This is a genomic window from Pseudomonas corni, from assembly GCF_057128765.1.
In genome coordinates this window covers 1-25,911 of the sequence record NZ_JBSKHW010000003.1, presented here as the reverse complement: position 1 = coordinate 25,911, position 25,911 = coordinate 1, and the positions used below count along the sequence as shown (strand labels likewise).

The window sequence follows — 25,911 nt, the reverse complement described above, 5'->3', positions numbered from 1 at the left end:
CCTTGGGCGCACGCATCTTTGTGGTCGTGTCCGAAATCCTTGCGGATACGACATTGTTGGGGCTGACCCCAATGCCTACCATTCACTCAGCCACTAGACGACTGGTCTACTGAGAGAGACGCAATGATGAGCAGCCCCGCCAACACTGATTCCAGACAACGCATTCTCGACGCCGCCGCGCAGATCATCGGTAAAAAGGGATTTGCTGCCGTGGGCCTGAACGAAGTGCTGTTGTCGGCGAAGGTGCCCAAGGGCTCGTTCTACCATTACTTCAGCTCAAAGGACGCGTTCGGCCAAGCGCTGCTCGAATCGTACTTTCAAACCTACCTGGCGGAGATGGATCAGATTTTTCAACCCGTCACCGGCAGCGAGGCTCAGAAACTGATGACCTACTGCCAGCGCTGGCTGGACAGCCAGACCCGCCATCACGACTTCGGCAAATGCCTGGTGGTGAAGCTGGGCGCGGAAGTCGCTGATCTTTCCGAGTCCATGAGGTTGGAACTTGAACGCGGCACCGCGCAGGTCATAAAACGTCTGACCGCTGCGCTTTCACGAGGGTTGGAGGACGGATCTTTTGTCTTCTCCGATACGCCGCAGACGCTGGCGCTCAGGCTGTATCAGATGTGGCTGGGTGCCAGCGTGATGGCAAAGATAACGCGTACCACCGCGCCGTTCGATGAGGCGATGTCAGCCACACGGCAGGTGCTTGATTGCTCGACAACACTTATCTAATCAAACCAGAGGTAACACCCATGAAGATTCTGATGGTTCTGACTTCCCACGAAGAGCTGGGCAACACCGGCAAGAAAACCGGCTTCTGGCTGGAAGAATTGGCGGCGCCGTATTACGTGTTCAAGGACGCTGGCGCGGACATCGTCCTGGCCTCCCCTAAAGGCGGTCAGCCGCCGCTCGATCCGAAAAGCAACGAGCCAGACTTCCAGACCGAGGCCACTCAACGCTTTGAAGCCGACAGCAGCGCCAAATCGCAACTGTCCACCACCCTGCTGTTGAAAGACGTCGTTCATGCTGACTTCGACGCCGTGTTCTACCCAGGCGGCCATGGCCCCCTGTGGGATCTGGCAGAAGACGCCGATTCCATCGCCTTGATCGAAGGCACCCTGGCGGCCGGCAAGCCATTGGCTGCGGTGTGCCACGCGCCGGGCATTTTCCGCCACACCAAAGCCGCCGACGGCAAGCCGCTGGTTTCCGGCAAATCGGTAACGGGCTTCACCAACACCGAAGAAGAGGCTGTGGGCCTGACCAACGTGGTGCCTTTTCTGGTCGAAGACATGCTCAAGCAGAACGGCGGCCAGTACTCGAAAATCGGCGACTGGCAGTCTTACGTGGTCGAGGATGGCTTGCTGATCACCGGGCAAAACCCGGCCTCATCCGAAGCAGCCGCCAAAGCGCTGCTGGTCAAGTTGGGCAAGGGCTGAAATCCGCTCCGCCGTCACTGATTCGGGAGCCTGAACACGGCGCCCGGATGCTTATCTCGCGCATTTGAACCCGCTCATTTTGTTGCCCTCTGGTTCAGAGGGTCGGGCGGGCTCGCGCAAATTTCAGAAACATAGAAACAGGAACACTTGATGACCACTCTTTTTGACCCCGTCAGGTTCGGTGATATCGAACTTGCAAATCGCATCGTCATGGCGCCCTTGACCCGCAGTCGCGCCATTGACCGCACCCCCAACGCACTGATGGCGCGCTATTACGCCCAACGTGCCTCGGCCGGTTTGATCCTGAGCGAAGCCACGTCAGTCACGCCCATGGGTGTCGGTTACGCAGACACGCCTGGCATCTGGTCCGAAGAGCAGGTTCAAGGCTGGTCCCTGGTGACGGACGCCGTGCATCAGGCGGGCGGGAAAATCGTTCTGCAACTGTGGCACGTCGGGCGGATTTCTCACCCGGTGTTCCTCGACGGCGAACTGCCGGTTGCACCCAGCGCCATTCAGCCCGGCGGCCATGTGAGCCATCTGCGGCCCAAGGTGCCTTTTCCGACGCCACGGGCGCTGGAGCTTGAGGAAATGCCAGGGATTATCGAGGCCTACCGCAAAGGCGCCGAGAACGCTAAACGCGCAGGTTTTGACGGCGTGCTCATCCACGGTGCGAATGGCTATTTGCTGGACCAGTTCCTGCAAAGCGCGAGCAATACGCGCACTGATGTCTATGGCGGCTCCCACGCCAATCGCGCCCGTCTGCTACTGGAAGTGACGGACGCGGCGATCAGCGTCTGGGGCGCAGGCCGGGTCGGAGTCCATCTGGCACCACGGGGCGACGGCGGCGTCGGCAGTTATGTCGATCACGGCATGGGCGATGACAACCCGGTCGAGACCTTCAAGCACGTTGCCAAGGAACTGGGCGAGCGCAAGATCGCGTTCATCAGCACCCGTGAAAAAGAAGGCCCGGACAGCATTGGCCCGATGCTCAAGGAAGTGTTCGGCGGCCCTTATATTGCCAACGAAGAGTTCAGTAAGGACACCGCAAACACCTGGCTCGCGACGGGTAAAGCGGACGCCATCGCTTTCGGCGTACCGTTCATTGCAACACCGGATCTGCCTGAGCGTTTCAGGGTGAACGCGTCGCTCAACGACGTGCGCCGCGAGCATTTTTACGTGGGTGGTGAGGTGGGCTATACCGACTACCCCGTGCTGGCTGAGGTTTGCGAGCCGGTTTAAAACGAGTCCGCTTGAGCCGGCCCAATGCTGGGCCCTTGCGGGAGGGAGCCGTGGAGTGTCAGTTGAAACCCAGGCGAAGCTCGCGACGTGGAGTGTCAGTTAGAGCCCAGGTGTTAGCTTCGCGGGCAAGCCTCGCTCCAACAGATCCGCAGCGCTGTTGAGATTTGAGCCGGGCACAAATCCTGTGGGAGCGGACCTGTTCGCGAAGGGGCCGGTGCGTCTGGTGGGTTTTCAGCGTCGGATAAATAGTATTCGCGGACAGGTCCGCTCCCACATTGGACTCGCGGCGCTGCTGACGTCCCTGCAGTTTCGGGCGCGACAAGCTGCGCATCCGGCACTCAATAGCACGTCTGTTCAATTCCTTGCGCCAGTGCGCCCTTAACCTCGCGGCTTCTATCCCGTCGACATCCGTGCAACGGGCTGACTGCATCGGTCAGTTCAAGGCGATGACGGGTCGTTCATGAGCGTTGGAGGTATGCATGCGTAACGGTTTGATCGGGACATCCCTGGCCCTCACTTTGCTGGCCGCGCAGATGATGAGCAGCGTTCAGGCTGCCCAGTCACCCATGGTCGCAGTCGCGCCGCAGTACGACACCAGCCACGTCTATGTCGCCCCTGCCGACGTCGATGGTTTCGTTCAGAGCTTCATCGCCACCTTCGGCGGGCAGAGCACCAAGCAAGTGGTGGTCAACGTCCTGTCAGTGCCCAGCAGCACCACGTCGCAACTGCTGCAAACGCCGGTTGGGACGGTCTCGCTGTTTGGGTTCACGACGCCGGTTCCGCATCCCTTCGGACAAGAGCGCAACGGTTATCTGGTCAAGGACATGGACGTTGCGATCAAAGCTGCCCGGCAAAACGGCGCGGATGTGATCGTCAGCGACTTCCCCGATCCCATCGGTCGTGACGTGGTCGTCCAGTGGCCGGGCGGCATCAATATGCAGCTTTACTGGCACACCACGACCCCCAATTACGCCGCGTTCAAGAGCGTTCCGGAAAATCGCATTTACGTCTCGGCAGACCGTGCCGACGCGTTCATCAAATCCTTCGTCGGCTTCTCCCACGGCAAAGTCGTTGCAGACGACAAACACGCCCCCGGCATCGATATTGGCCGCAGCGGTGAAACCTATCGTCGCGTCAGCATCGAGTCCACGTTCGGGCGCATGACCGTGCTGGTCACCAACGGTCAGCTGCCCTACCCGTTTGGCCATGACACCACGGGCTACGAAGTCACCGACCTGACACAGACCCTGGCCAAAGCAACGGGCTCGGGCGCCAAGGTGCTGGTTCAGCCATTCACCAGCAAGGGCCGCAGTTCGGCCATGGTGCAATTCCCCGGCGGTTATGTCGCGGAGATCCACCAGCTGGTTGCAGCCAAGTGATCGCTGACCACGGGGGAAGTCATCCATGAGCCGACGCGACCGGGTACGTGTGAAGGGGTGGACAATGGCCCTGCTCTGGCCGTTGCTCGGACCGCTCATGAGCAGCAGCGCTCACGCCGACGATCAGCCCAGCCGCCCAGCCATCAAAGCCAACCGCTGGCAGGAAGACTGGTCGGTGCTCAAGGACCCGGCGCTGCGTACCAATCCGCTGGACAGCCTCAAGTACATTTCGCTGTCCAGCGACAATCCGTTCACTTATCTCTCGCTTGGCGCGACCTTGCGCGAACGTTTTGAAATGAACGACGCCAGTGCCTTCGGCCTGCGTGACGTGGCCCGGGATGCGTACCTGATTCAACGCTTTCAGGTGCACGCGGACCTGCATTTCAACGAGAACTGGCGGCTGTTTACCCAGTTCGAAGACGCTCGCGCTTTTGATAAAACCTCTGTCGGTGGTGCCGATCAGAACCGCGTCGATCTGCGTCTGGCCTTTCTCGAATACATCAAGACGTTCGACGCCGGCACGTTCAAGAGCCGGGTCGGCCGGCAGGATTTCGCCTTCGACTTGCAGCGCTTTATTTCTTCACGGGACGGCCCGAACGTGCGGCAGTCGTTCGATGCGCTGTGGGCGGACTGGGAGACCGAGAACTGGCGTTTCATCGGCATCGCCAGCCATCCGGTGCAGTACCTTGATGACAAAAATTTCGACGACAAATCCAACGGGGACCTGCGGTTTCACATGCTGCGAGTCGAGCGGTTGATTGCCGGAAAAAATGAGCTGTCGGCCTATTACGGCTTGTATGAGCGCAACGATGCAAACTATCTGGACGCCGAAGGCAACGAAACCCGGCACATTTTCGATGCGCGTCTGGGGGGCGCGGCAATGGGCTATGACTGGGACGTCGAGGGCATGCTGCAACGGGGCTCGGTGGGAGGCAAAGACATCCGCGCCTGGGCTGGCGGCAGTCGTTTGGGCTATACGTTCGAGACGACGACCTGGACCCCGCGCATCGGCTTGCAAATGGACATTGCCTCGGGTGACCGCAGTGCAGGCGACGGCACGGTCGGCACGTTCAATCCGCTGTTCCCCAACGGCTACTACTTTTCCCTGGCAGGCTACACCGGCTACAGCAACCTGATCCACATCAAGCCGTCGATCACCGTCAAACCCATCTCCAAACTCAGTGTGCAGACGGCCGTGGGTTTGCTGTGGCGGCAGACCACTGAAGATGCCGTTTATACCCAGCCCAACATCGCCGCTGCCGGAACTGCCGGGCAAGGCGACCGCTGGACCGGCGCATACGGCCAGATTCGCACCGATTACGCCTTCACCTCCAACCTGACCGGCGCTATCGAAGCCGTGCATTACGACATCGGCCAGACCCTGCGCGATGCGGGTGGGCATGACAGCAATTACCTGGGTGTCGAGCTGAAGATGAGTTGGTAGCTTCGGCAGATTGCTGTAGGAGCCCACTGGTTGGCGAGACGGATACCCGGTGTGTCAGGCTGATCGTCTCGCGAACAAGTTCGCCCCTACAGTGACCCTCAACAGCGCCAGGATTTCGCTAAGGCACAAACCCCGTGGGAGCGGACCTGTCCGCGATGGGGCCAGTGAATCAGAAACGCATTCAGCGCCTGACGCATAGCCTTCGCGGACAGGTCCGCTCCCACGATGAATGTGCGGCGCGGCTGAAATCCAGGTCAGGCTTACACTCAATCAATCACTCAAGCAACGGCACATGTGCAGCGCGTTGATACGGGCCGTATTCGACGGGTATCCAGTTGAAGTGCTTGTCCACGCGGGTGATGTGGCCGATGCCGGGGAATGGCAGATGCGCCGCGGCCACCCAGGTTTTGCTCGCCGCAGACGCGCTGAACACCTGCTCTCGACTGGCAATTGCAGCCTTGGCGTTGGAGTCGAAACTGATCGAGACTTCCGGGTGCTCGAACTGCACGGCCAGGCTGTGAATCAGATCGCCCATGAACAGAATGCTTTGGCCGTTGGAGGTGAATTGATAGGTCGTGCTGCCCGGTGTGTGCCCTGATTCAAGCGCGGTTTTCACACCCTCAACCGGGGATTCTCCGGGGTTGAACGTCTTGAACCGCGCCGCTGCGATGTAAGCTGCCGTAGATTCCTGGGCGATCTTGAAGCCTTCCTTGCCACCCGCAGGTGCGCGGGCGATGGCGTCAGGGTCCAGCCAATAATTGGCCTCTGGTTTGGACGCATACACTGTCGCATTGGCGAAGATCGCCTGGTGCTTGGCATCGACCAGTCCGCAGACGTGATCCAGGTGCAAATGGGTGAGCAGGATCGTATCGATCTGTTCGGGCGCATAGCCTGCGGCCCGAATATTGGCCGAGAGGTTACCCGCCGTTTCGCCGATACACTGCCCTGCCCCGGTATCCACCAGAATCAGCCGCTTGCCGGTATTAATCAGAAACGCGTTGAACGCAGTTTGCATGCCGGGCGCATCGAGGTCCCGACGCGCCAGCAACGCGCGGATCTGCTCGTCGCTAAGACCTTTGAGCAAATGAGGAGACAGGTCGTTGTAGCCGTCGAACAAGGCCGTCACTTCGTAATCGCCGACGGCGAGACGGAAATAGCCCGGCGCCTGAGTTTTTTGCTGCGGCACAGGCTCGGCGCTGGCCAGGGGGGAAAAAATCGCCAGTGTCAGGCACAGGCCGCTGGCGATGGCGGCAGGAGATGGGCGCATGGGTTTCCTCACATCAAGGTTGGGACAACAAGAGCGTTGTCGGACCGATAGAGGATGACGGCGTGAAGGCGATCGGGATTGAAGGGATGTGCTTGTTTGGGCAGATAACAGGACGCAAACGGCGCGACTTTTCTGTAGGACCCAACTTGTTGGCGAGAGGCCTGCGAGGTGTATCAGGCAGCCCGTCTCGCGAACAAGTTCGCTCCTACCGGGGGTCGCGTCAGCTGCAAGATTCGTATTCGCAACATCTGAAAACACTTTACCAGTCGTTTTGCAGTTGTACGACATCATATCCCAGTGCTCAACTTGCGACCTCCAACTAAAAATAACAACGAGGGTTTCGCTCATGGCGATTGGCAGTTCAGTCGAAGAAAAAACTGCAGGGAAGCCAGCATCGCGCCTGGCCCAACTGGGCAAGCTGCTGGGGCCGGGCATTATTGCGGTCCTTTCATGGCTGGGCGCAGGCGACCTCATCACCTCCTCCGTGGCAGGTGCCAGCTATGGATACGCGATGATGTGGGTGCTGGCGGTGTCATTGCTGCTCCGGTTCCTGATCGTCAATATCATCGCGCGGTTCCAGCTGTGCAATAACCAGGGCATGACCATCCTCCAGGGTTACGCCCAACTTCATCCGCTGTTTGCCTGGTTCATGTTTGGCTACGCCCTGCTCATGGGCCACCTGATCAACGCCTACATGATCAAAGGCGCCGGTGAATCGCTCGCTATGCTGCTGCACATCGACCAGCCGTTGCTGTGTTCGCTGGTGGTAGTGATTGCGGTCTGGTTGCTGGTAGGACGCAACATCTACAGCCTGATCGAAGGCGTGATGAAGGTGCTGCTGGCGGTCATGACCCTGGCCTTCCTGGCACTGGCGCTGATGTCCAGCCCGGATGTGTTTGGGATTCTCAAAGGCACTATCGGCTTCAGCATTCCTCCGGATGAGGGCGTGCATGGCGCCGTCCTGGTCGCGGTGTCGGTGATCGGCGCGGTCGCAGGCTCCATCGCCAACTTCGTCCACCCCTACGTGATGCGCGAGAAAGGCTGGACCGGCCCGCAACACAAGCGCATGCAACGCAACGATCTGCTCTTTGCGGTAATGGTGGGGATCATCATCAACCTGGCGATCTGGGTAGTGGGCGCCGAAATCCTTCGTCCCAACGGGGTAGAGGTCAAGACCTTGAGCGACCTGGGCAAGGCGATGGAAATGTTCTTCGGGCCTCTGGGCTGGTTCGTGTTCTTCATCGGCGTGTTCGCCACCCTGTTCGCCAGTATTGCTGGCAAAACCACGGCCTTCCCTATGCTGATTACCGATGCTTTCCAGCACATCCGCCCCAAACGCCGCGAGCGTTATGGCAAGGAGTTCCACAAGGACCCGCTGCACAAGTGGTTCATGCTGTTCATTCTGGTGACGCCGCTGGTGTGGTCGCTGCCAGGCATGCCGGACTTCGTCACGCTGACCATCGGCGTCAACGCGCTGAACATTGTGGGGCTTCCGGTTATCTCCCTGGGCCTGCTGATCATGTCCAACCAGAAATCACTGCTGGGCAAGGAGTACCGCAATAACTGGTTCGAGAACATAGCATTGGCCTTCGCCACCGGCCTGGCGCTGTGGGTAGCCTTCCAGTTGGGTGTTGAAATGCTGGCGTAAGCCATAGGCTTTTATAGCCTGGTGCCGATACAAAAACGGGTGGGGACTGATCACGTCCTCACCCGTTTTTCATTGCCGATGCGGTCGGCACGCCGAGGCCCTATCCGCTTAACACCACTTGAATGAAGTAGTTCCAAGTTAACAACAGACAAGCGGATAATGTGATGTTTTATGTGCCATGAACTTCATGCTTAGTTCCGGAAAGTGCATTGCAGAACTTATAACTTAGTAGTTATGACGAACTAACGACCTTAATAAATGACTAACAGCTTCTCTGTCTTCTGGCGGCATCTTTCGGAGTGCGGCGAGTATGTCGTGCTCTTCCCGAGTCATCTCACCGAAGACCTCTGAGCTGCGCAGCCCGGTAATCAAATAGCCAATGTCAATGACGCTTGCAGTTGCAAGCAGGTAGTCAACACGGGGCATGCGCTGGCCGCTTTCATAATGCCCCTGGGCATTGGGTTGAACACCGCCGAGCTCTGCAAGTGCTGTCTGAGTCATTTTGTTGCGGATACGCTCTTCTCTCAACCTACTGCCGAACGTGTCCATACTTGTCGTGCCTATCGGACTAAGAATATCAATCGACAAGCTTAGGCAGATGGTTTTTTTCAGACAAGCCTCGCTCAGATGGATTTAACGGCGTAGCCATCCGTTTGGATTATTGATGTTAATTAGCCTCGCTCTCGATCGAGAATATCGTGCAGGGTTGCCCAGGGATAGGTGTCACTTTGCGCACAAGCCGTGCACGCAAGTGCATGTTGAAATGGCTCATCCGCCAGAGTCATTGGCTGACTGTGCTTGCAAAAGAGACAAACAACCAGTCCATCAGCCAGTGTCCAGGCCGAACACCAGGCAATCATTCGTGCTTCGGTACTCATAGCGATACCCTCCACGGGCTTCACCATTCCGAAAATACGCTGGATGTAATGATTTTGAACGCGTAATCAGACGGGCGTACGTGCGGTGCGCACTAAAATCAAGCGCTGCTCACACCGCTGGACGTACCCGGTGGCGAACAGAACTCTGCCGTTGAGTGCCAATTCGCTGAATTTTTTGCTGGCCGCGCAATCTGTTCTTTCAAGACACACTGATTGGGAGAAAGGATGATGGCCGGACACAAGCATTTCAGAATCGACTATCTGCTGCACGGCAGCTATAAGACGTTTTATATCAGCGCCGCCGAGATGGACAATTCCGAAGCCTGGCACTGGGCATCGGTCGACGCAGGCTTCAGCCAGATTCCCAAGTTTCGCTCCGACAAGATCCCCAAGCTCAGCAAACCGAAGGCCGAAGACCTGGGGCTGTCGAACGTCGAGTGGAGCGCGGCGTGATCAGCCCAGCGGCAGCCTTCAGCAGGTCAGCTGCGCGCTGATCGCTGCCTTGTCGATGACCGACCACACCGTGCAAACCCTGCCGTCTTTAAAGGCATAAAACACGTTTTCGCTGAAGCTGACGCGTTGACCGTTTACCGGCAAGCCAAAAAGCTCCCCTACCGGCGTGCAGTCGAACAACAAGCGGGCAGCAACTTGTGCGTCATCGGCGATCAGTAGATCGATGACGAAACGCAGATCCGGAATGGCCCGGAAATCAGCTTCCAACATCTCCCTGTAACCGGACAACCCGACTCGCTCGCCGTTGTAGTGCACGTCGTGATCAACGAACTCTCCCAAGCTGGCCCAATCCTGCCGATTGAGACAATCGATGTAGCCACGATAACGTTCGCACAGCGCTTGCTGGTTCATTGGCATTTGTCCTGTGTTGGCAGGCGGCAACCGCCCTGGCTGGCCGCCAAGTGCAACGGAAAAGTCAGGCTTTGGCCGCCATCGCTGTCACTTCAACGCGCATACCCTCAACCGCCAAGGCGGCCACACCGACAGCCGCGCGCACTGGCCACGGTTTGGCGAAGAAGCGTTTGTACACCTCGTTGAAAGCCGCGCGATCGGCCATATCGGTCAGGTATATGGTCAAGTGGAGCACACGGTCCATGGAACTTCCGGCCTTTTCCAGCGCCAGTTTGAGAGCCTGCAACGTGCATTCGCTTTGCAGCGTGATATCGCCCAGTTCCAGACTGCCATCGGCATGGGTTGGTACTTGAGTCGAGACCAGCAGACCGCCGAAAGCGGCGACGTCTGAGGAGATGGAGTCCGAATCAGGGTCGGGGGTGAACGTGATGTCGTGGTTAGCCATGGGGCTCTCTTGGTAGAAGTGATTAACGTCAGTCAGCGCACATCGCGACGGCGGGCGCGCCGAACGTCGCTCAGGGCGCCAGGCAATTATCCGGCTCGATCGCGGCCATGCAACCCGGCGTTCAGTCCAGGTCCGCCGCCTCATGCCGCTCAGGCACCTGACTGGCTTCATCGCCCCAGGTCCGATTGACTCGCCCGCCACGAATGACCGCAGGACGCTTAGCGATCTCCTCAGCCCAGCGCTGCACATGGGTGTATTCATCCACCGCAAGAAACTCCGCCGCCGAATACAGATTGCCGCGCACCAGTTGCCCGTACCAAGGCCAGACAGCGATATCGGCGATGGTGTATTCGTCGCCCGCCAGATAAGCGCTCTCGCTCAGACGGCGGTCGAGGACGTCCAGCTGACGCTTGGCTTCCATGGTGAATCGGTTGATCGGGTACTCGAGCTTTTCCGGCGCGTACGCAAAGAAATGTCCGAAGCCACCGCCCAGATAAGGCGCCGCTCCCATTTGCCAGAATAGCCAGTTGAGGGTTTCGGTCCGGCCGGCCGGATCAGCGGGAAGGAAGCCCCCGAATTTCTCGGCCAGATACAGCAAGATCGAGCCCGACTCAAATACTCTAATGGCGGGCTCCACACTATGGTCTACCAGCGCAGGAATCTTGGAGTTGGGATTGATATCGACAAAGCCGCTGGAGAACTGATCGCCCTCATTGATACGGATCAGCCAGGCATCGTATTCGGCGCCGGTGTGCCCCTGCGCTAGTAGTTCTTCAAGCAGGATGGTGACTTTCACGCCGTTGGGCGTGGCCAGCGAGTAAAGCTGCAACGGTTGCTTGCCCACCGGCAATGTTTTGTCGTGGGTAGGCCCCGCAGTGGGCCGATTGATACTGGCGAACTGGCCGCCAGACGGCGCTTCGTGAACCCAGACCTTGGGGGGAACATACGGTGCTTTGCTCATGGGACAAACCTCGTACTGAGTCGATGCGGTCATCAGGACCGCTTAAAAGACAATGCCTGAGACTGGATGGGACCGGCCATCAAGGGGCTCGGTTCAGCTGTCGCACACGGTAACACCGTCAGCATCGACTGGATCATCAGGATTGTCGGAGGAAAGTCGCGGTCGTAAGAAGGGGTTTTGAAATAGCTGCAGGCAAGCCTGCCGACATTGCGTCGGCAGGTTTGGTGTGGGTTAAGCCACGGGAGCAGGCGTTAAAAATCTATCGTGCCCGAGAACTTCACCAGACGTGGATCGCCCTGGGTCAGGTAGCCGCCGTTTGCGGATGCCCAGTAGTTTTTATCGGTGATGTTTTCGACGTTCACGCGCAAGGTCAGGTCTTTGTCTTGCATCTTGATCTTGTAGCGCGCACCGGCATCGAATCGGTTCCAGGTCGGCAGACTGAGGTTGTTGGCCTGATCGGCGTATTGGCCACCCGTGCGCAGCATCCGTGCGTTCAAGGCTGCGCCTTCCAAGCCCGGGATGTCCCAATCGGCACTTGCGTTGAGCTGGAAGGTTGGTACACCGATGGCGTGGTTGCCGTCATTCAGGCCACCGGCAGTGTTTTTCAGGTCGGACGTCATGCGAGTACCGCCCGCCATCAGACGCAACCCCTCGATTGGCTCACCGAAGATACTCAGCTCAAGACCCTTGTTGACCTGTTTGCCGTCACGCAGAAAGACGTTGCCCTGGACGTAGCCGTCGGTAGGCCGCTCGATCCGAAACACGGCCAGATTGGCGCCGAAGGTCTGCATGTCCAGCTTGATCCCGGCCTCCAATTGCTTGGTGCGACCCGGTGGAAACGCTTCGCCGATGTTTATGACGCCTGAACCTCCCGCCACGGGTCCTTGCGCGAGGCCTTCGATGCGGTTGGCGTATATGGAGACCATCTCTACCGGCTTGTAGACGATGCCGTAAACCGGCGTGGTGATTGCTTCGTCGTAAATTGAGCTGCGGCTGCCGTCGTTATTGCCGTAAGGAGCGCCGCCCGATGTGGTGCCGTCGTAGGTGTAGTTTTCAACACGCAGTTGCTGACGACGCACGCCGTAAGTCAGCAAGAGGCGATCGTCGAACAGCCCGAATGTGTCAGAAATCGCCAGACTGCGGTTGCGGGTTTTACCGGTTACGCCTGGATCGCCCATGTCGCCGCCAGTAATCGATACTGCGGTCGGTTTTGGCAGATTCGATGAGTTGTAGATGTTGGTGTTGCCGACCGTGGAGCTATAGAAGGTGTAGGCGTTTTCTTGCTGGGTCCAGATGGTCGTCGCGCCAATCGCGATCTGATGACTGATCGGACCCGTCTGGAAGCGACCATTGAGGCCCGCAGCAAAGCTGTTGTTGTCTTCGTTATGCGGAATTTCCGAACCGCCTATGGTCGCGGCCCCGGAGTTACCCGCCAGCGCAGGCGTGCCATATATGCCCGTCTCCCGGGTGTGCTTGACGCCACCTGCCAGGTAGGCGGTCCAGCTGTCATTCAAGTCGTAGTCACCGCGCATCATGCCGAAGGTGTCTTCGGTTTCGGTGTAGGTCCAGTCCTGACCGTAGTTATGGTCAGCGTCGGGAGCTGTAGGAATGCTGGTCGCAGAGCCCAGTTGAACCGTGTTGCGCAGGTGGTTGACGCGTTGCTTCTGGTAGCCAAAGTCGGTGGACACGCGGAAATTGTCGCCACGGTAATCCAGCCCTGCGACGAACAGCTTGCTGCGCTGATCCTGATCGTTAACGGCGGTCTCGCCTTCACGCTGGCTGAGGTTGACCCGCGCGCCGAAGCGGTTGCCTTCGCCGAAACGTTGACCAAGGTCCAAATGTTCGCCGATACGGCCATCAGTACTGATGTCTTGGGTATAGCGACGTGTCGGCACGTCCCCGGCGCGTTTAGGTTGCAGGTTGACGCTGCCGCCCAAGCCCGTGCCGGTCGGGCTGACGCCGTTGATGAAGGCGTTCGGTCCCTTGAACACTTCGACTCGCTCAATAGCGTCGGTGGAGAGAATCTGCCGCGGCAACACGCCATAAAGGCCGTTATAGGAAATGTCGTCGCCAGACAGCGGCAAACCACGAATCACGAACACCTGAGCCTGGTTGCCGAAACCATAGGACTGTCGCACCGACGGGTCATTGAGCAGTACATCGCCGACGTCTTCCGCCTGCTGATCTTCGATCAGTTTGGAGGTGTAGCTGGTCATCACGAACGGCACGTCCATGCTGTCCTGATTCCCCAGCACGCCCATTTGCCCGCCGCGCGCGACCTGACCGCCCGCATAGGCATCCGGTAAGGTGTTGGAGTTGGTTTTGACAGCATCGGCGTTGACGTCGGTAGCACCGAGTTCAAGCACCGGATCGGCGGCGTGGGCCATGAAGCTGACGGAGCAGCACAGTGCAAGCAAAGTGGGGCGAGACGGAAATGGGAAGACCATGGGGCGAGTTACCTAAGCGGGCATCATAGGGATAATGAAATGCCTCCCTGGCAATACGACTCATTCATAAGTAGGAAATACTAGCAGTCGTGATTGCAAATTGTTATCAGCAGATAACAAAATTTTCACATTCATTTTCAGTGGTCGGGCTGACAACTGCATTCGCGGGCAAGCGCGCTCCTACAGGCTGCGTGGCGCCTCTCTTCATTGTGGGAGCGGACCTGTCCGCGAAGGCCATCTCTCGAGCCAGATATCTAATGGGCACACCGCCCTCTTCGCAGCGAGCCTCGTATCAAGGAGTCGCGCGACCATGGCGAATGCAATTTGCTATTTACGCGCCTCAAGGATGAGGTTGAACGGCGTTTCAGCCGCGCGACGGAAATGCCTGAACCCGGCCTGTTTGAATACTTCCCGCAATCGCCCTTCTCCCGCCTGAGCCCCCAGCCCCAGCCCGACCTCCTGAGACAGCGAGTTAGGCGTGCAGATCAGCGTCGAGGCGGCGTAGAACAGCCGTCCCACCGGAGTGATGTTTTCATCCAGCGTGTCGTTGGCGAATGGCTCCACCAGCAGCACGGTGCCATCGGGTTTGAGCGTTCGATAGGCATGCTGCGCAGCACCCACCGGATCGCCCATGTCGTGCAGGCAATCGAAGTAGCAGATCAGATCATAATCATTGCCTGGGTAGTCCTTCGCAGAGCCTTCGGCAAAGCTGACCCGATCCGCGACGCCGCCCTCTTTTGCCCGTTGATTGGCCGTCTCGATCGAGGGAGCGTGGCAGTCGAAACCAATGAAGCGCGAGGCCGGAAACGCCTGCGCCATCACCACCGTAGAAGCCCCATGCCCGCAGCCTATATCGGCTACCGAAGCGCCGCGGCTAAGCTTCTCCACCACGCCTTCCAGTGCCGGCAACCATTGAGCCACCAGGTAGTTTTTATAGCCCGGCCGGAAAAACCGTTCGGTCCCGCTGAACATGCACGGATGGTGATCGCCCCAAGCCAAGGCGCCATCGCCGCGCAGGGCGGCCACCAGTTTGTCCTTGTCGAGAAACAGCGACGCCACCAGCCCGGCACCGCCCGCGATGTACACGGGGGAATCCTCCACTGCCAGCGCCAGCGCGTGCTCTTCCGGCAGTCTGAAGTGCCCATCCCGATGTTCGACGTAGCCGGATGCCGCGTTGGCACTCAACCACTCACGCACCAGCCGCGCATTGCAGCCCGTCTTGTCAGCCAGCGCTTGCGGGGTGAGGGGTTTGCCATCGGCCATGGCCCGGTAGAGACCGGTCTCCTCGCCGATGATGATGTTGGCGAGCATCGCTGCGGCGCCGACGTCGGAAACCAGTTTGCCGACGAATTGATTGAGTCTGGCCTCGTCCATTACGTGTCCTCCTGTCAGAAGGCCACCGTCCGCAAGGGCATCTCGAACCCACTACCTGTAGGCGGTGGTCAGATCGATCATTGATCAGCTCCCCAGCCTGGGGAACTGTAAAAGTCTAGTACTGCGCCGGAGAAAATGTGTGCCCGGCGTCGGTTTCAGCCCGCCGCACGCGCCTGGAAAGGCACCGCACTGTAGTGCGTGAGGTGGGGGAGCGCTGCGCCATGCTCATCGAACAAATGGCATCGCGCGCCAGACACACCGATCTCCAGTGTCTGCCCTGCCTTCACTTGCGAATGCCCTTCGCCTTTGACCATCACGTTATGCCCTTCGGCCGTCTGCGCGTGGGTGAAGGTTTCGCCGCCCAGATGCTCGACGACCAGTGCTTTGGCCGGAATGCGCGCCTCGCCGTGGCCCAGTTCCGACAGATGCTCGGGACGCAAGCCCAGAGTCAGCGGCGTGCCAACCGCGATGCCATCGGATTTGACCGGTACCCACAGCAGCTCGCCACCCGGCAAACTCACTTGTACCCCCTCGGGCCCCACTGCAACGGTCTGGACGGGCAAAAAACCCATCTGCGGCGAGCCGATAAACCCGGCCACAAAGCGGTTCTGCGGGTGGTGATACAGCTCTAGGGGCGAGCCCACTTGTTCGATCCGGCCTTTGTTGAGCACTACGATCTTGTCGGCCAGGGTCATGGCCTCGACCTGATCGTGGGTAACGTAAATCATCGTCGCCTGCAGATCGGCATGCAGCTTGGCGATCTCGATGCGCATCTGCACGCGCAGGGAGGCGTCGAGGTTGGACAGCGGTTCGTCAAACAGAAAAACTTCCGGCTCGTGGACGATGGCCCGACCAATCGCCACCCGCTGACGCTGGCCGCCAGACAAGGCCTTGGGCTTACGGTCGAGCAACGGCTCAAGCTGCAGAATACGTGCGGCGTTGCGCACCTTGGCCTCGATCTCGGCCTTGGGCAGCTTTTGCATCTTCAGGCCGAAGGCGATGTTGTCGTAGACCGACATGTGCGGGTACAGCGCGTAGGACTGAAACACCATGGCCACACCACGATCGGCAGGCTCCAGGTAGGTCACGTCCCGCGAGCCGATGCGGATTTGCCCTTGGGTAATGCTTTCCAGCCCGGCGATAGAGCGCAGCAGCGTCGACTTGCCGCAGCCCGAAGGCCCGACGAACACCACGAACTCGCGGCTTTCGATCTCTAGCTGGATGTCGTGCAGCACCTTGATGTCGCCGTACGCCTTTTCGACGCCGGTCAATCTGAGCTCAGTCAAAATCGTTTCCCCTTGATTATTGTTGTGCGTTCCGGAGCAACGGGGTGTTCCGGATGTGGGTGACGAGTGCAAATACAGTAGGACATGTGACGCTTGACAGTCAGCGTTTTCGCTCTACGATCATTTGTAATTCAAGAATTACAAATGTCAAGGCGCACATCCAACGCGCCGAAACGACGTACTCCTCGCCAACAAAAACAAATGAGGTCACGTAATGAAGAAGAAGCTGGTATGGAACGCGCTTGCCTTGTCGGTTGCCCTCGGCTCCGGGGCAGCGTTCACTTCAGGGGCTGCGCAAGCGTGGACCCTGGAAGAAGCCGCAGCGCCCTACAAAGGCACCACCATCAAGGCTATTTTCCTTGATCGGCCGGGCTATGCCGCCGCCATCAAAATGCTCCCGGATTTTGAAAAACGCACCGGGATCAAAGTCAGTTACGAAACCATTCCCTACGAAAACAGCCGCGAGCGTCAGGTGCTGACGTTTACCTCCGGTGAAGAACAAGACGTGGTGCTGACAGACGTGGTGTGGGTGGGCGAGTTTGCCGGCAATGGCTGGCTGGAACCGATCAAAACCTTCACCGACGACAAGAAACTGGCCGATCCGGACCTCAAGCTCGACGGTTTCTTCCCGATTCTGCTGGAGTCTTTTGGCACCTGGGACAAACAGGTTTACGGGCTGCCGTTCGATAACTATTCAGGACTGCTGTTCTACAACAAGTGCACGCTCAAGGACGCCGGCTTTGACAAACCGCCCGCCACATGGGACGAACTCCTCAACGTCTACGCGCCAAAGCTCACCGATGCCGCCAAAGGCAAATACGCCTACGCGTTGCAATCACGGCGCGGCGAAACCCAGTCAGCCGACAGCTTCATGCGTTTCCTCTGGCCATTCGGCGGCTCGTTGCTGGATGACAAATTCAAGTCCAACCTCAATTCCAAGGAATCCCAGACCGGGCTGAAATTCCGTCAGGACCTGATGAAGTTCATGCCACCGGGCATCGTCGATTACGACCACAACGAAGCGGTCAACGCGCTGGCTCAGGGCAACGTGGCGATGATCACCGAGTGGTCGGCGTTCTACAGCACCCTGGCGGATCCGAAGAAATCGAAAATAACCGATTGCCTGGCCGTCGCCACCGAGCCCAAAGGGCCTGCCGGGCTGAAACCGGCCCTTGGCGGTTTCTCGCTGGGCGTCAATGCGAGCGCGACGGATGAGAAAAAAGCCGCTGCGTGGCTGTTCATTCAGTGGGTGACGTCGGAAGCCATGGCCAAGACGTATCTGGACGCTGGCGGCGTGAGTGGTCGCACTTCGGTCTACAAAGATGCGGACGTGCAGAAGAAGTACCCGTTCGTGCAGCCGATGGTCACTTCATGGGACGGCGGTGTACCTGACTACCGTCCGCGGTTCCCGCAATGGCCGGAAATTTCAGAAGTAGTGGGCGAAAACGGCACTGCGATCATGCTCGGCAAAACCACTGTAGAAGCCGGGGCCAAGACCATCGGTGGACGGGTTGAGGAGATCCTGGGCAAAGCGGGTTACTACGACGGCAAGGCCAAGTTGCTGAAGTAGATCCCCATCTAAACCCCACGCCGTCGTTGATAAAACGGCGGATCGTGGGAGCGGACCTGTCCGCGAAAAGGCCGGTGTGTTCAGTAAATATCTGGCGCCTGACAGACAGCTTTCGCGGACAGGTCCGCTCCCACAGTTGTGGGGCCCAAGATAGTGCCGGTCACCGAAATCGAGCGGTTTATCATTGCGTTGAAAAGAGACAGACCACCATGTCCACCCCCAAAAAACCGGTGTTCCCCACCCTGTGGAACAACACCCGTGTCGCCTTCGCCTTTCTCGCGCCGGCCACCGTTGCGCTGGCGCTGATCGGGATCTTTCCAACGGTGTTCGCGCTGGTCAATTCGTTTCGCCAGTACAACCTGGCACGGCCTCGGGATGCCACGCCATTCATTGGTTTCGACAACTACATCAGCGTGTTCAACGACCCTTCGTTCTGGGCCTCGTTGGGCCGCACGTTTCTGTTTCTGGCCGGCGTGGTGCCGATCCAGCTGATGCTGGGGCTGATCATCGCGCTGATGCTGCATAAGCCGGGCCTGTCCGGCTTCAAATTGCTGGCGCGGATGGCGCTGGTGGTGCCACTGGCCACCGCGCCTGCCGTGGCGGGCTTGATTGGCCGGTTGATCTTCAACCGCGACTTCGGCGTCGCCAATGCCCTGCTCGCGCTGGTCAATGCAGGCCCGGTGGAATGGCTGGGCGAAACCACCAACGCATTCATTGCCGTGGCGTTGATGGACATCTGGCAGTGGACGCCCTTCTGCGCGCTGGTGTTGCTCGCGGGGCTGACGATGGTGCCCACCGAAATCGAAGAAGCCGCGCGCCTTGAAACCCGCAGCCGCTGGCAGATCATTCGCCATGTGCAGCTGCCGTTTCTGCTGCCAAGCGTCACAGTGATTCTGATCCTGCGCACCGCCGACGTGCTCAAGATGTTCGACACCGTGTTCACCATGACCCGCGGCGGACCGGGCGCTGCCACTGAGTTCGTCAGCGTCTACATCCAGCGCATCGGCTTTCGCGTGTTCGACCAGGGCGTGGCTTCGGCTCAGGCCATCCTGCTGCTGATCCTGACCATCGTGCTGGCGCGGCTGTACATCAAATTCGTTTACAAGGAAATCTGACATGGCCACTCCGAGCGTCACTTCCGCCGCCACGCCGGTCATCGTTAAGCGGCGCCGCAGAGTCAACGGTTGGCATCTGGTCGGCTTGTTGGCGATCTTTCTGTTCGCAGTGTTTCCGTTCTACTGGATGGTCGCCACCAGCCTGAAAACCCAGGCCGAAGCCCTGGCTTCACCGCCGATCTGGTTGTTCACGCCCCATCTGGATAACTACGTACAGGTACTGTTCAACCGTGACGTGCTGTCCAGCCTCGGCAACTCGCTGATCGTCGCTGCGTCTACCACGGCGCTTGCGGTCGGGCTGGGCACTCCGGCGGCCTACGCGTTGGCGCGCTTCGAGTTCAAGGGCAAGGAAGATTTGTGGTTCTGGTTCATCACCAACCGCATGCTTAGCCCGATTGTCGTCGCGCTGCCGATCTTCCTGATGGCCCGCACCCTGGGTTTGATCGACACGCGCCTGGTGCTGATTCTGGTGTACCTCACCTTCAACCTGCCCATCGTGGTGTGGATTTGCACTGACCAGTTTCGCGGTGTCCCCAAAGACCTCGACGAAGCGGCGCGGCTTTCCGGGGCTTCGCGCTTCACGATTTTCTGGCGCATCGCCCTGCCCTTGGCGATGCCAGGGGTCGCGGTGTCGGCGATTTTCTCATTCATCTTTTCGTGGAACGAACTGCTCTATGCGCTGGTGTTGACCCGCAACGTCGCGCGCACCGCCCCCGTGACAGCCACCAGTTTCATGAGCGGTTACGACCTGCCCTGGGGCGAGATCATGGCCACTGGCACGCTGATTGTGTTCCCGGTGATTATTTTTGCGTTGATGGTTTCCAAGCATCTGGTACAAGGTCTGACCATGGGCGCGGTGAAGTAGACCCGCGCAAGCCAATGAATGTGAAGGAAAAAGACCGTGCAAGACCTTCATCCAGAGCTTGAAGCCGATGACGAACGACTGACCGCGGAGCACCAACTGACGGTCCGCATCGCCTGGTATTACTACGTCAACAGCATGACCCAACAGCAGATCGCCGACCGCCTGGGCATCACCCGATTGCGGGTTAACAAAGCGCTGGCCAGCAGCCGTGAAACCGGCATCGTGCAGATCCGCATCAACTCCAAACTTACCTCCTGCATTGAGCTGGAGCACGGCCTGCAGGAACTGTTCGCCCTGGATCGCGTAACAGTGGTGCCAACGCCGGACGACCCGCGGCTGATTTTCCGGGTGCTGGGTGTCGGCGTGGCACCCACCATTCACGAGCAACTGTTCGACGGCTGCATCGTCGCCGTCGGCTGGGGCCGCACCTTGCGCCAGGCAGTGTTGGAAACCCAAAGCCGCGCGCTGCAGAACATGACCGTGGTGTCGCTTCTGGGGGGCATGCATTACGGCTCGGCGAACAATACGGTGGAGATCGCGTCAAGTTTCGCCGGTCTGTTCGGCGGTTCGCACTTCTACCTGGCAGCGCCCATTTATGCCCCTTCCGCCCAGTATCGCGACATGATCCTCGCCGAACCCACGGTGCAGGATGTGCTGGGCAAAGCCAAAAAAGCCGATCTGGCGCTGGTTACCGTGGGCGATCTGACCGAGCGCTCGCTGATCTTCGAGCTGGGGATGGTCAGCCCGGCAGACCGGCAGAGCCTCAAGGCCGCGGGCGCCGTGGGTGACCTGTTGGGCCGCTGGCTCGACCGCGACGGCGTGGAGGTCAATCACCCGCTCAATCACCGGGCCATTTCCCTTGAGCTGAACGATCTCAAACGCATCAAGAAAGTCGTGTTGGTTTCAGGCGGCCCGTACAAGGCCGAGATCATTCGCGCCGTGCTGCTGCGCAATTTCGTGCATGAACTGGTGATCGATGAGGCCACCGCCCAGCAACTGTATGAACGGGGGATCTAAGATGTCTTTATCTGTCGCACAACTGGCGAAACAGACCTGTGACGAGATTGCCGCCACGTTTGCGCGCGTCGATGAAACCCAGGTCAACGCATTGGTGGACGCCTTGATCGCTGCCCGGCGCATTGCGCTGTATGGAGTCGGCCGCGAAGGCCTGATGATGCGTGCGCTGACCATGCGCCTCTATCACGCAGGGCTCGACGCGCACCCGGTGGGCGACATGAGCACCCCACCGCTGGCAGCGGGTGATCTGTTCGTGACCAGCGCCGGGCCGGGGGATTTCTCGACGGTGTCGGCGTTGATCTGCACGGCCAAAGCCGCTGGCGCTCAAGTTGCAGTCATCACCGCCAAGCCTGATGGCGCAGCGACGATTTTTGCCGATCTGGTGCTGACGCTCCCCGCGCAAACCATGCTCAACGACACCGGCCCCGCCGCCAGCACAGTGCTGTCGATGGGCAGCGCTTATGAGGGCGCGCAATACGTGCTGTTCGAAATCCTATTGCTGCGCCTGCGCGAGCGATTGGGCATCAGCGCCGAGGCCATGCGCGCCCGGCACACCAACCTGGAGTGACTGCTGATGGCGGTGCATGATTTCAGCGGCAAACGCGTATTGGTCACCGGGGCCGGAAAAGGCATCGGTCGCGAAACCGCACAACTGCTCACCCGCTTCGGCGCCGATGTCATTGCGCTGGGCCGTACCGCTGCCGACCTGAGTTACAGCGACAATCCCCTGATGGTCGATCTGGCTGATATCGATGCCACCCGCACTGCCGTCACGTCGGTATTGCCAATCGACCTGCTGGTCAACTGCGCGGGCATCGTCGAGCTTGAATCGGTGCTGGAAACCAGCATGGAAACATTCGATCGCACCCTGGCCATCAATACCCGCGCACCGTTGCTGGTTGCGCAACTGGTGGCGCAGGATCTGGTGCGACGCGGCCAGCCAGGCGCGATTGTGAACGTCTCCAGTCTGGCCGCCAAAGTCGCCACCCGTGACCATGTGGCCTACTGCGCATCCAAAGCCGCGCTCGACGCAATCACCCAGGTCATGGCCCTGGAACTCGGCCCCCACCGCATCCGTGTCAACAGCGTCAACCCCATCGTCACCCTCACGCCCATGGCCGACAAAGCCTGGAGCGACCCCGCCAAAGCCGCCCCGATGCTGGCTCGCATCCCCCTCGGCCGCTTCGCCCAACCCGGCGAAGTGGCGGCAGCGATTGCGTTTTTGTTGAGCGACGACGCGGCGATGATTCACGGCACTACACTGACGGTAGATGGGGGGTTTAGTGCGGGGTGAAGTGGTTCTCTCGCCACAGGGTATACGTAGGAGCGAACTTGTTCGCGAGATGGTATGACTTAACCCGCGACCTGGATGACTACTGCGAATGATAAAGGTCCTGCAGTAAATCCGAACTGATTTAAGACTCCATATTTTTGAGCATGAGTCACGCAAGGCAGTGTTCCCGAGACTTTTTAAATCGAGCAAAAGTAAGCTCACAATATTTATCGACAATCGCGCTCAATCAAATAGCAATTTCCTATAAAAATCTTGAATTTTTTGTCATTTGCCGATACTACTCGTTCAATTGCACATCGATTAATGCATAAGACTCCGTCATACCCTTAAATATGCTTACCTGCAAAACTTCCGATACTAAATTTATTGCCGCCAGATGTGGCAGTATTGAAATCCAGATTTATGAAAATCACACTACTCCAAATCGCTGTACTTCAACCAACCGTCAGTTTTGACATTATCACCAATAAAATTGAACTCAGCCCAGTCTTGGCCATCTTTGGACTTGTCGAAATCGACGAGCGTAATTTCATCACCCCGAATCAAATATTTTTCTGTTGGCCAACCTGAATCAGGAAAAGAAAATATCCTTGCGCGAAGCGAAGTTACACTCGCCTTTAATGAGATACGCCTCTCAAATTCAATATCGTTTGATACAAGCACTTTTACAGGCTGTTTTCCTGGGATGTAAATCTTCCGCCGGACCTCATAACACCCTACGCAGCGGTCGGTAATATGGATCTCAGGCTTGCCATTTTTCATAGCGTAAACATCTTCAGTCCAACTCGCCCCTTCTCGATAAGAACTTATGAGGAAGCGTCCTCTTCTTATGGGATTACATAAACCCAGCCCCTTAAACAGCCACTCTGAAAACGAACGATCATCCTCATTATAATGCAGAACTTTGAAGCAGTGATTTACATCATTTCCAATTAGATCAAACACCAACTCCCACTTACCATCGCCGTTCAAGTCATCTACGTACACATCACTGTAAAGCCCGTAGACCTGAGACATGAAGTCAACAGGAAGAGAAAGCATATATGATTTCCCTTGCACCGAGGCCGACACTTCAAGCGGGTTGCTACTATCCACCTTTAACATTACAGACGGTAGCTTTTGTGTTGCTGGAGCTGACTCCGAACAACTAAAAAAAAACAAAGCAACTGCGAGCAGTCGATTGGCAGTATTCACTTATACAAGCCCCCATTCTCTCCGCAGAGCGTCGTACACAGACTCTCGCTCGTGAAGACCATTATCTCCTCCATTGACTGCCAGGGTTACGAGCTTGACATTAGACGGCTCGTTATCAATCAGAACATTTATGTCGCCAAGGGAGTTATATTTTCTACTTATGGCCCCATTGTGACGCCAATACCAACACGAAACATCTATGGCATTGAACATATCAGCAGCAATAGCATCGGGAAACTTGACGAAGTCAACTCCTCGGTACTTGGAGTAGGAAAAGTAATTATTTTTCCAAGTTAGCTGTATTAGTCCCTTGCCTTTGTATTTAGCGCCGTCTCCTTGCTCAGTATTTCCGTTAGCTATGGCACCTGCATGTCGCCCCGGATCGTATTGCGCACCCGACCCAAATTCCACAGTAGTCTCAAATGCAGCAGACTCATGAAAACACTGAGCGATAAAATGCGCTTGCTGATAAGGGGTTCGTATTGCGTACCTGTCGAGGGCGTTGTTTAGCTGCTCAACAAATGCGAACTTATCATAGTTGTATATATTCGGGTATTTCTCTGCGAACTCATTGGCGAATCTACGGCCCCCTCCTTTACCTGTAAACCAGTCACCTGACTTACCGGTAACCTTCTCTAAAAGCTCAACACTGATCCTTCTTTCTTTATTTTTGAAGGCTCCCACCAACCCCACCGGATGAAAGTGGTACACCTTCCCATCCGCCCTTAACCCTAGCTTTTCTGCCACATCCCCCCACCAGCTGATTTCCCTGATCCGCTCTTTCTCCGAGAACCAGTTCAGGTGCGGCGTTGATGAGGTGTGGCCGGACGGTTCGTCGAGGCTGTCCCATTTGTGTTGGGTGTAACACCACTCGCTTTCGGCGTAGATGATCAGTTGCGCGATAGATTGCGCGTGAGCGGGCAGGCTGATCGCGGTCTGGATTTCTTTGGCGGTGATGGCGCCGTCACGGTTGCGGTCGAGGATGTCGAAGAGGCGACTTTTCAGCGGGCCGGTGTCGGCCATGTCAGCGACGGGGCCCCAGCGTTCGAGTTGGGCGTCATTGAACTGGCCGGTTGCCCGCAGATACGACGTCAGCAAATGTCGCGGACCGTCGTTGTTGTAAATGAGGTCATAGTTTTCCCACGACCAGGGGCTGACCCAGGGGGTGACGCCGACCTCCTCACACACCCAGCCGTCGAGCAGCGTCTGCTCGGCGTCATGCAGCAGACCCTCAATCCGGTACCAGATACAGGCGGCGCGTCCGCTGGCGGCGGCGACTTTGATTTTCTTGGCCGCGGACAAGCCATCGAGCAAGCTTTTGGGCAACAGCAGATCAGCGTCACTCAGGGTGTAATCCGCTTTCAACGTCGGTGGCTGTTTGTCACTGAACCCCTCTTGATGGGCCACTACCGGGGTGCCTTTGACCAGCTTCAGCCAGGTCCTGCTGGAAGCAGGTAGGCGCTGCGCCCAGGCGCGGCTGGCTTCGATGAAGGGTTTCAGGCGGTCGCCGCTGAACACTTCCAGATGCAGGCGTCTTTCCGGGTCGTCGTGGCTGTCCTGATACAAGCCGATGTGGCCGATCAGGTCCCCGGCCTTGATCGGCACCGGCTGATCAAGCACGACCACCCGATCTTGCACCAACGGCTCCGGCACGCCTTCAAGAGAGTCAAAATGCACGTACTGATTGACGAGTTCCAGCTTGCGGTAGTCGCCTTCGCCGCTGACTTTCACCTCGGTGCCTTGCTGTAGCGCACCAATCGAAGGACTCTGCCGATTCGCTTCTGCGCGCACGGTCAGTGGGCCGCTTTGCGTGACGACGCGGTATTCGCCCGTGTTGATGGGGTGCAGATGACTGACGGCGACATAGCCCTTTAACGAGCCGTCGGTGTTTTTGAGTTTGTCCGGGCCGAGGTTGTTTTCAAGCCTGCGGAAGTCACCTTTGCCGCTGACGGTTACCTTCGCGCCCCGTGGCAGAAAGCCACTGATCTTGCCTTTGTGCGCCAGATTGCGAATGTTCAAGCCGCGGTCATTGAGATTGTCGAGATCGACATCGTTGACCTTCGCCTTGACCTGCCGCGTCACACCCTCGGGCCAGAATCCGGGACGCGCTATCTCCGGGTTATCTTGATAAACGGCCCAATCCTGCAGGTGCATGTACAGGCTGTAGACGATCAGGCTCGGTGGTATG

At 58.1% G+C, this 25,911-nt stretch carries 23 protein-coding genes; 13 read left to right on the top strand and 10 right to left on the bottom strand.

Features of this window, described 5'->3' with window-relative positions; translation table 11 throughout:
• Positions 1 to 126 precede the first annotated feature (126 nt).
• The 5 genes from ACWKV9_RS07290 (at position 127) to ACWKV9_RS07270 (ending at position 5,498) form a co-directional block, all read left to right on the top strand.
• Positions 127 to 732 carry a TetR/AcrR family transcriptional regulator gene (locus ACWKV9_RS07290; RefSeq protein ID WP_483835700.1) on the top strand — a complete coding sequence of 202 codons (606 nt, stop codon included), beginning with the start codon at positions 127 to 129 and terminating at the stop codon, positions 730 to 732.
• A gap of 20 nt (positions 733 to 752) precedes the next feature.
• Positions 753 to 1,436 carry a type 1 glutamine amidotransferase domain-containing protein gene (locus ACWKV9_RS07285; protein ID WP_483835421.1) on the top strand — a complete coding sequence of 228 codons (684 nt, stop codon included), beginning with the start codon at positions 753 to 755 and terminating at the stop codon, positions 1,434 to 1,436.
• 150 nt (positions 1,437 to 1,586) lie between these two features.
• Positions 1,587 to 2,675 carry an alkene reductase gene (locus ACWKV9_RS07280; RefSeq protein ID WP_483835420.1) on the top strand — a complete coding sequence of 363 codons (1,089 nt, stop codon included), beginning with the start codon at positions 1,587 to 1,589 and terminating at the stop codon, positions 2,673 to 2,675.
• 479 nt (positions 2,676 to 3,154) lie between these two features.
• Positions 3,155 to 4,054: a glyoxalase gene (locus ACWKV9_RS07275; RefSeq protein ID WP_483835419.1), complete on the top strand. Its 900-nt coding sequence runs from the start codon at positions 3,155 to 3,157 to the stop codon at positions 4,052 to 4,054.
• 25 nt (positions 4,055 to 4,079) lie between these two features.
• The gene (locus ACWKV9_RS07270; protein ID WP_483835418.1) at positions 4,080 to 5,498 is read left to right on the top strand and encodes an alginate export family protein; all 1,419 of its coding nucleotides are present in this window, start codon (positions 4,080 to 4,082) and stop codon (positions 5,496 to 5,498) included.
• Between the two features lie 274 nt (positions 5,499 to 5,772).
• On the opposite strand, the gene ACWKV9_RS07265 is transcribed toward ACWKV9_RS07270, so the two are convergent.
• Positions 5,773 to 6,765 (bottom strand): MBL fold metallo-hydrolase, encoded by a 993-nt coding sequence (locus ACWKV9_RS07265; RefSeq protein WP_483835417.1) that lies wholly within the window; start codon positions 6,763 to 6,765, stop codon positions 5,773 to 5,775.
• Between the two features lie 346 nt (positions 6,766 to 7,111).
• On the opposite strand from ACWKV9_RS07265, the gene ACWKV9_RS07260 reads away from it, so the two are divergent.
• Entirely contained in the window at positions 7,112 to 8,413 is a 1,302-nt protein-coding gene (locus ACWKV9_RS07260) for an Nramp family divalent metal transporter (protein ID WP_483835416.1), read from the top strand.
• A gap of 225 nt (positions 8,414 to 8,638) precedes the next feature.
• Here the strand turns inward: ACWKV9_RS07260 and ACWKV9_RS07255 are convergent, their stop codons facing one another.
• Positions 8,639 to 8,962 (bottom strand): helix-turn-helix domain-containing protein, encoded by a 324-nt coding sequence (locus ACWKV9_RS07255; protein WP_483835415.1) that lies wholly within the window; start codon positions 8,960 to 8,962, stop codon positions 8,639 to 8,641.
• Between the two features lie 557 nt (positions 8,963 to 9,519).
• Here ACWKV9_RS07255 and ACWKV9_RS07250 point away from each other — a divergent pair.
• Positions 9,520 to 9,744 (top strand): DUF6555 family protein, encoded by a 225-nt coding sequence (locus ACWKV9_RS07250; protein ID WP_483835699.1) that lies wholly within the window; start codon positions 9,520 to 9,522, stop codon positions 9,742 to 9,744.
• A gap of 18 nt (positions 9,745 to 9,762) precedes the next feature.
• Here the strand turns inward: ACWKV9_RS07250 and ACWKV9_RS07245 are convergent, their stop codons facing one another.
• The 6 genes from ACWKV9_RS07245 to ACWKV9_RS07220 all read right to left on the bottom strand — a co-directional run bounded on the left by ACWKV9_RS07245 (position 9,763) and on the right by ACWKV9_RS07220 (position 16,668).
• Positions 9,763 to 10,155 (bottom strand): ester cyclase, encoded by a 393-nt coding sequence (locus ACWKV9_RS07245; protein ID WP_483835414.1) that lies wholly within the window; start codon positions 10,153 to 10,155, stop codon positions 9,763 to 9,765.
• 64 nt (positions 10,156 to 10,219) lie between these two features.
• Complete coding sequence (locus tag ACWKV9_RS07240) at positions 10,220 to 10,600, bottom strand: RidA family protein (RefSeq protein WP_483835413.1); 381 nt, start codon at positions 10,598 to 10,600, stop codon at positions 10,220 to 10,222.
• A 121-nt stretch (positions 10,601 to 10,721) separates the two neighbouring features.
• Positions 10,722 to 11,561: a glutathione-dependent disulfide-bond oxidoreductase gene (yghU, locus tag ACWKV9_RS07235; RefSeq protein WP_483835412.1), complete on the bottom strand. Its 840-nt coding sequence runs from the start codon at positions 11,559 to 11,561 to the stop codon at positions 10,722 to 10,724.
• A 251-nt stretch (positions 11,562 to 11,812) separates the two neighbouring features.
• Positions 11,813 to 14,008, bottom strand: coding sequence for a TonB-dependent receptor (locus ACWKV9_RS07230; protein ID WP_483835411.1), 2,196 nt, complete (start codon positions 14,006 to 14,008; stop codon positions 11,813 to 11,815).
• Positions 14,009 to 14,335: 327 nt separating this feature from the next.
• Complete coding sequence (locus tag ACWKV9_RS07225; RefSeq protein WP_483835410.1) at positions 14,336 to 15,382, bottom strand: class I SAM-dependent methyltransferase; 1,047 nt, start codon at positions 15,380 to 15,382, stop codon at positions 14,336 to 14,338.
• A gap of 155 nt (positions 15,383 to 15,537) precedes the next feature.
• Positions 15,538 to 16,668 carry an ABC transporter ATP-binding protein gene (locus ACWKV9_RS07220; RefSeq protein WP_483835409.1) on the bottom strand — a complete coding sequence of 377 codons (1,131 nt, stop codon included), beginning with the start codon at positions 16,666 to 16,668 and terminating at the stop codon, positions 15,538 to 15,540.
• 214 nt (positions 16,669 to 16,882) lie between these two features.
• Between ACWKV9_RS07220 and ACWKV9_RS07215 the strand changes: the two genes are divergently transcribed.
• The 6 genes from ACWKV9_RS07215 to ACWKV9_RS07190 all read left to right on the top strand — a co-directional run bounded on the left by ACWKV9_RS07215 (position 16,883) and on the right by ACWKV9_RS07190 (position 22,529).
• Positions 16,883 to 18,238, top strand: coding sequence for an ABC transporter substrate-binding protein (locus tag ACWKV9_RS07215; protein ID WP_483835408.1), 1,356 nt, complete (start codon positions 16,883 to 16,885; stop codon positions 18,236 to 18,238).
• A 209-nt stretch (positions 18,239 to 18,447) separates the two neighbouring features.
• On the top strand, positions 18,448 to 19,353 hold the full coding sequence (locus ACWKV9_RS07210) for a carbohydrate ABC transporter permease (protein WP_483835407.1): 906 nt from the start codon (positions 18,448 to 18,450) through the stop codon (positions 19,351 to 19,353).
• Position 19,354: 1 nt separating this feature from the next.
• Entirely contained in the window at positions 19,355 to 20,218 is an 864-nt protein-coding gene (locus tag ACWKV9_RS07205) for a carbohydrate ABC transporter permease (protein ID WP_483835406.1), read from the top strand.
• Positions 20,219 to 20,254: 36 nt separating this feature from the next.
• Positions 20,255 to 21,235 carry a sugar-binding transcriptional regulator gene (locus ACWKV9_RS07200; RefSeq protein ID WP_483835405.1) on the top strand — a complete coding sequence of 327 codons (981 nt, stop codon included), beginning with the start codon at positions 20,255 to 20,257 and terminating at the stop codon, positions 21,233 to 21,235.
• Position 21,236: 1 nt separating this feature from the next.
• On the top strand, positions 21,237 to 21,803 hold the full coding sequence (locus ACWKV9_RS07195; RefSeq protein ID WP_483835404.1) for a phosphoheptose isomerase family protein: 567 nt from the start codon (positions 21,237 to 21,239) through the stop codon (positions 21,801 to 21,803).
• Between the two features lie 6 nt (positions 21,804 to 21,809).
• Positions 21,810 to 22,529, top strand: coding sequence for an SDR family oxidoreductase (locus ACWKV9_RS07190; protein ID WP_483835403.1), 720 nt, complete (start codon positions 21,810 to 21,812; stop codon positions 22,527 to 22,529).
• Between the two features lie 414 nt (positions 22,530 to 22,943).
• On the opposite strand, the gene ACWKV9_RS07185 is transcribed toward ACWKV9_RS07190, so the two are convergent.
• The gene (locus ACWKV9_RS07185) at positions 22,944 to 23,723 is read right to left on the bottom strand and encodes a hypothetical protein (protein WP_483835402.1); all 780 of its coding nucleotides are present in this window, start codon (positions 23,721 to 23,723) and stop codon (positions 22,944 to 22,946) included.
• A partial coding sequence (locus tag ACWKV9_RS07180) for a glycoside hydrolase family 19 protein (RefSeq protein ID WP_483835401.1) occupies positions 23,724 to 25,911 on the bottom strand: 2,188 nt, incomplete at its 5' end. It abuts the gene before it with no gap.

Coding starts and splice junctions, on each gene's coding strand:
- ACWKV9_RS07290 (WP_483835700.1), top strand. CDS start 127: ATGAGCAGCCCCGCCAACACTGATTCCAGACAACGCATTCTCGACGCC.
- ACWKV9_RS07285 (WP_483835421.1), top strand. CDS start 753: ATGAAGATTCTGATGGTTCTGACTTCCCACGAAGAGCTGGGCAACACC.
- ACWKV9_RS07280 (WP_483835420.1), top strand. CDS start 1,587: ATGACCACTCTTTTTGACCCCGTCAGGTTCGGTGATATCGAACTTGCA.
- ACWKV9_RS07275 (WP_483835419.1), top strand. CDS start 3,155: ATGCGTAACGGTTTGATCGGGACATCCCTGGCCCTCACTTTGCTGGCC.
- ACWKV9_RS07270 (WP_483835418.1), top strand. CDS start 4,080: ATGAGCCGACGCGACCGGGTACGTGTGAAGGGGTGGACAATGGCCCTG.
- ACWKV9_RS07265 (WP_483835417.1), bottom strand. CDS start 6,765: ATGCGCCCATCTCCTGCCGCCATCGCCAGCGGCCTGTGCCTGACACTG.
- ACWKV9_RS07260 (WP_483835416.1), top strand. CDS start 7,112: ATGGCGATTGGCAGTTCAGTCGAAGAAAAAACTGCAGGGAAGCCAGCA.
- ACWKV9_RS07255 (WP_483835415.1), bottom strand. CDS start 8,962: ATGGACACGTTCGGCAGTAGGTTGAGAGAAGAGCGTATCCGCAACAAA.
- ACWKV9_RS07250 (WP_483835699.1), top strand. CDS start 9,520: ATGGCCGGACACAAGCATTTCAGAATCGACTATCTGCTGCACGGCAGC.
- ACWKV9_RS07245 (WP_483835414.1), bottom strand. CDS start 10,155: ATGAACCAGCAAGCGCTGTGCGAACGTTATCGTGGCTACATCGATTGT.
- ACWKV9_RS07240 (WP_483835413.1), bottom strand. CDS start 10,600: ATGGCTAACCACGACATCACGTTCACCCCCGACCCTGATTCGGACTCC.
- yghU (WP_483835412.1), bottom strand. CDS start 11,561: ATGAGCAAAGCACCGTATGTTCCCCCCAAGGTCTGGGTTCACGAAGCG.
- ACWKV9_RS07230 (WP_483835411.1), bottom strand. CDS start 14,008: ATGGTCTTCCCATTTCCGTCTCGCCCCACTTTGCTTGCACTGTGCTGC.
- ACWKV9_RS07225 (WP_483835410.1), bottom strand. CDS start 15,382: ATGGACGAGGCCAGACTCAATCAATTCGTCGGCAAACTGGTTTCCGAC.
- ACWKV9_RS07215 (WP_483835408.1), top strand. CDS start 16,883: ATGAAGAAGAAGCTGGTATGGAACGCGCTTGCCTTGTCGGTTGCCCTC.
- ACWKV9_RS07210 (WP_483835407.1), top strand. CDS start 18,448: ATGTCCACCCCCAAAAAACCGGTGTTCCCCACCCTGTGGAACAACACC.
- ACWKV9_RS07205 (WP_483835406.1), top strand. CDS start 19,355: ATGGCCACTCCGAGCGTCACTTCCGCCGCCACGCCGGTCATCGTTAAG.
- ACWKV9_RS07195 (WP_483835404.1), top strand. CDS start 21,237: ATGTCTTTATCTGTCGCACAACTGGCGAAACAGACCTGTGACGAGATT.
- ACWKV9_RS07190 (WP_483835403.1), top strand. CDS start 21,810: ATGGCGGTGCATGATTTCAGCGGCAAACGCGTATTGGTCACCGGGGCC.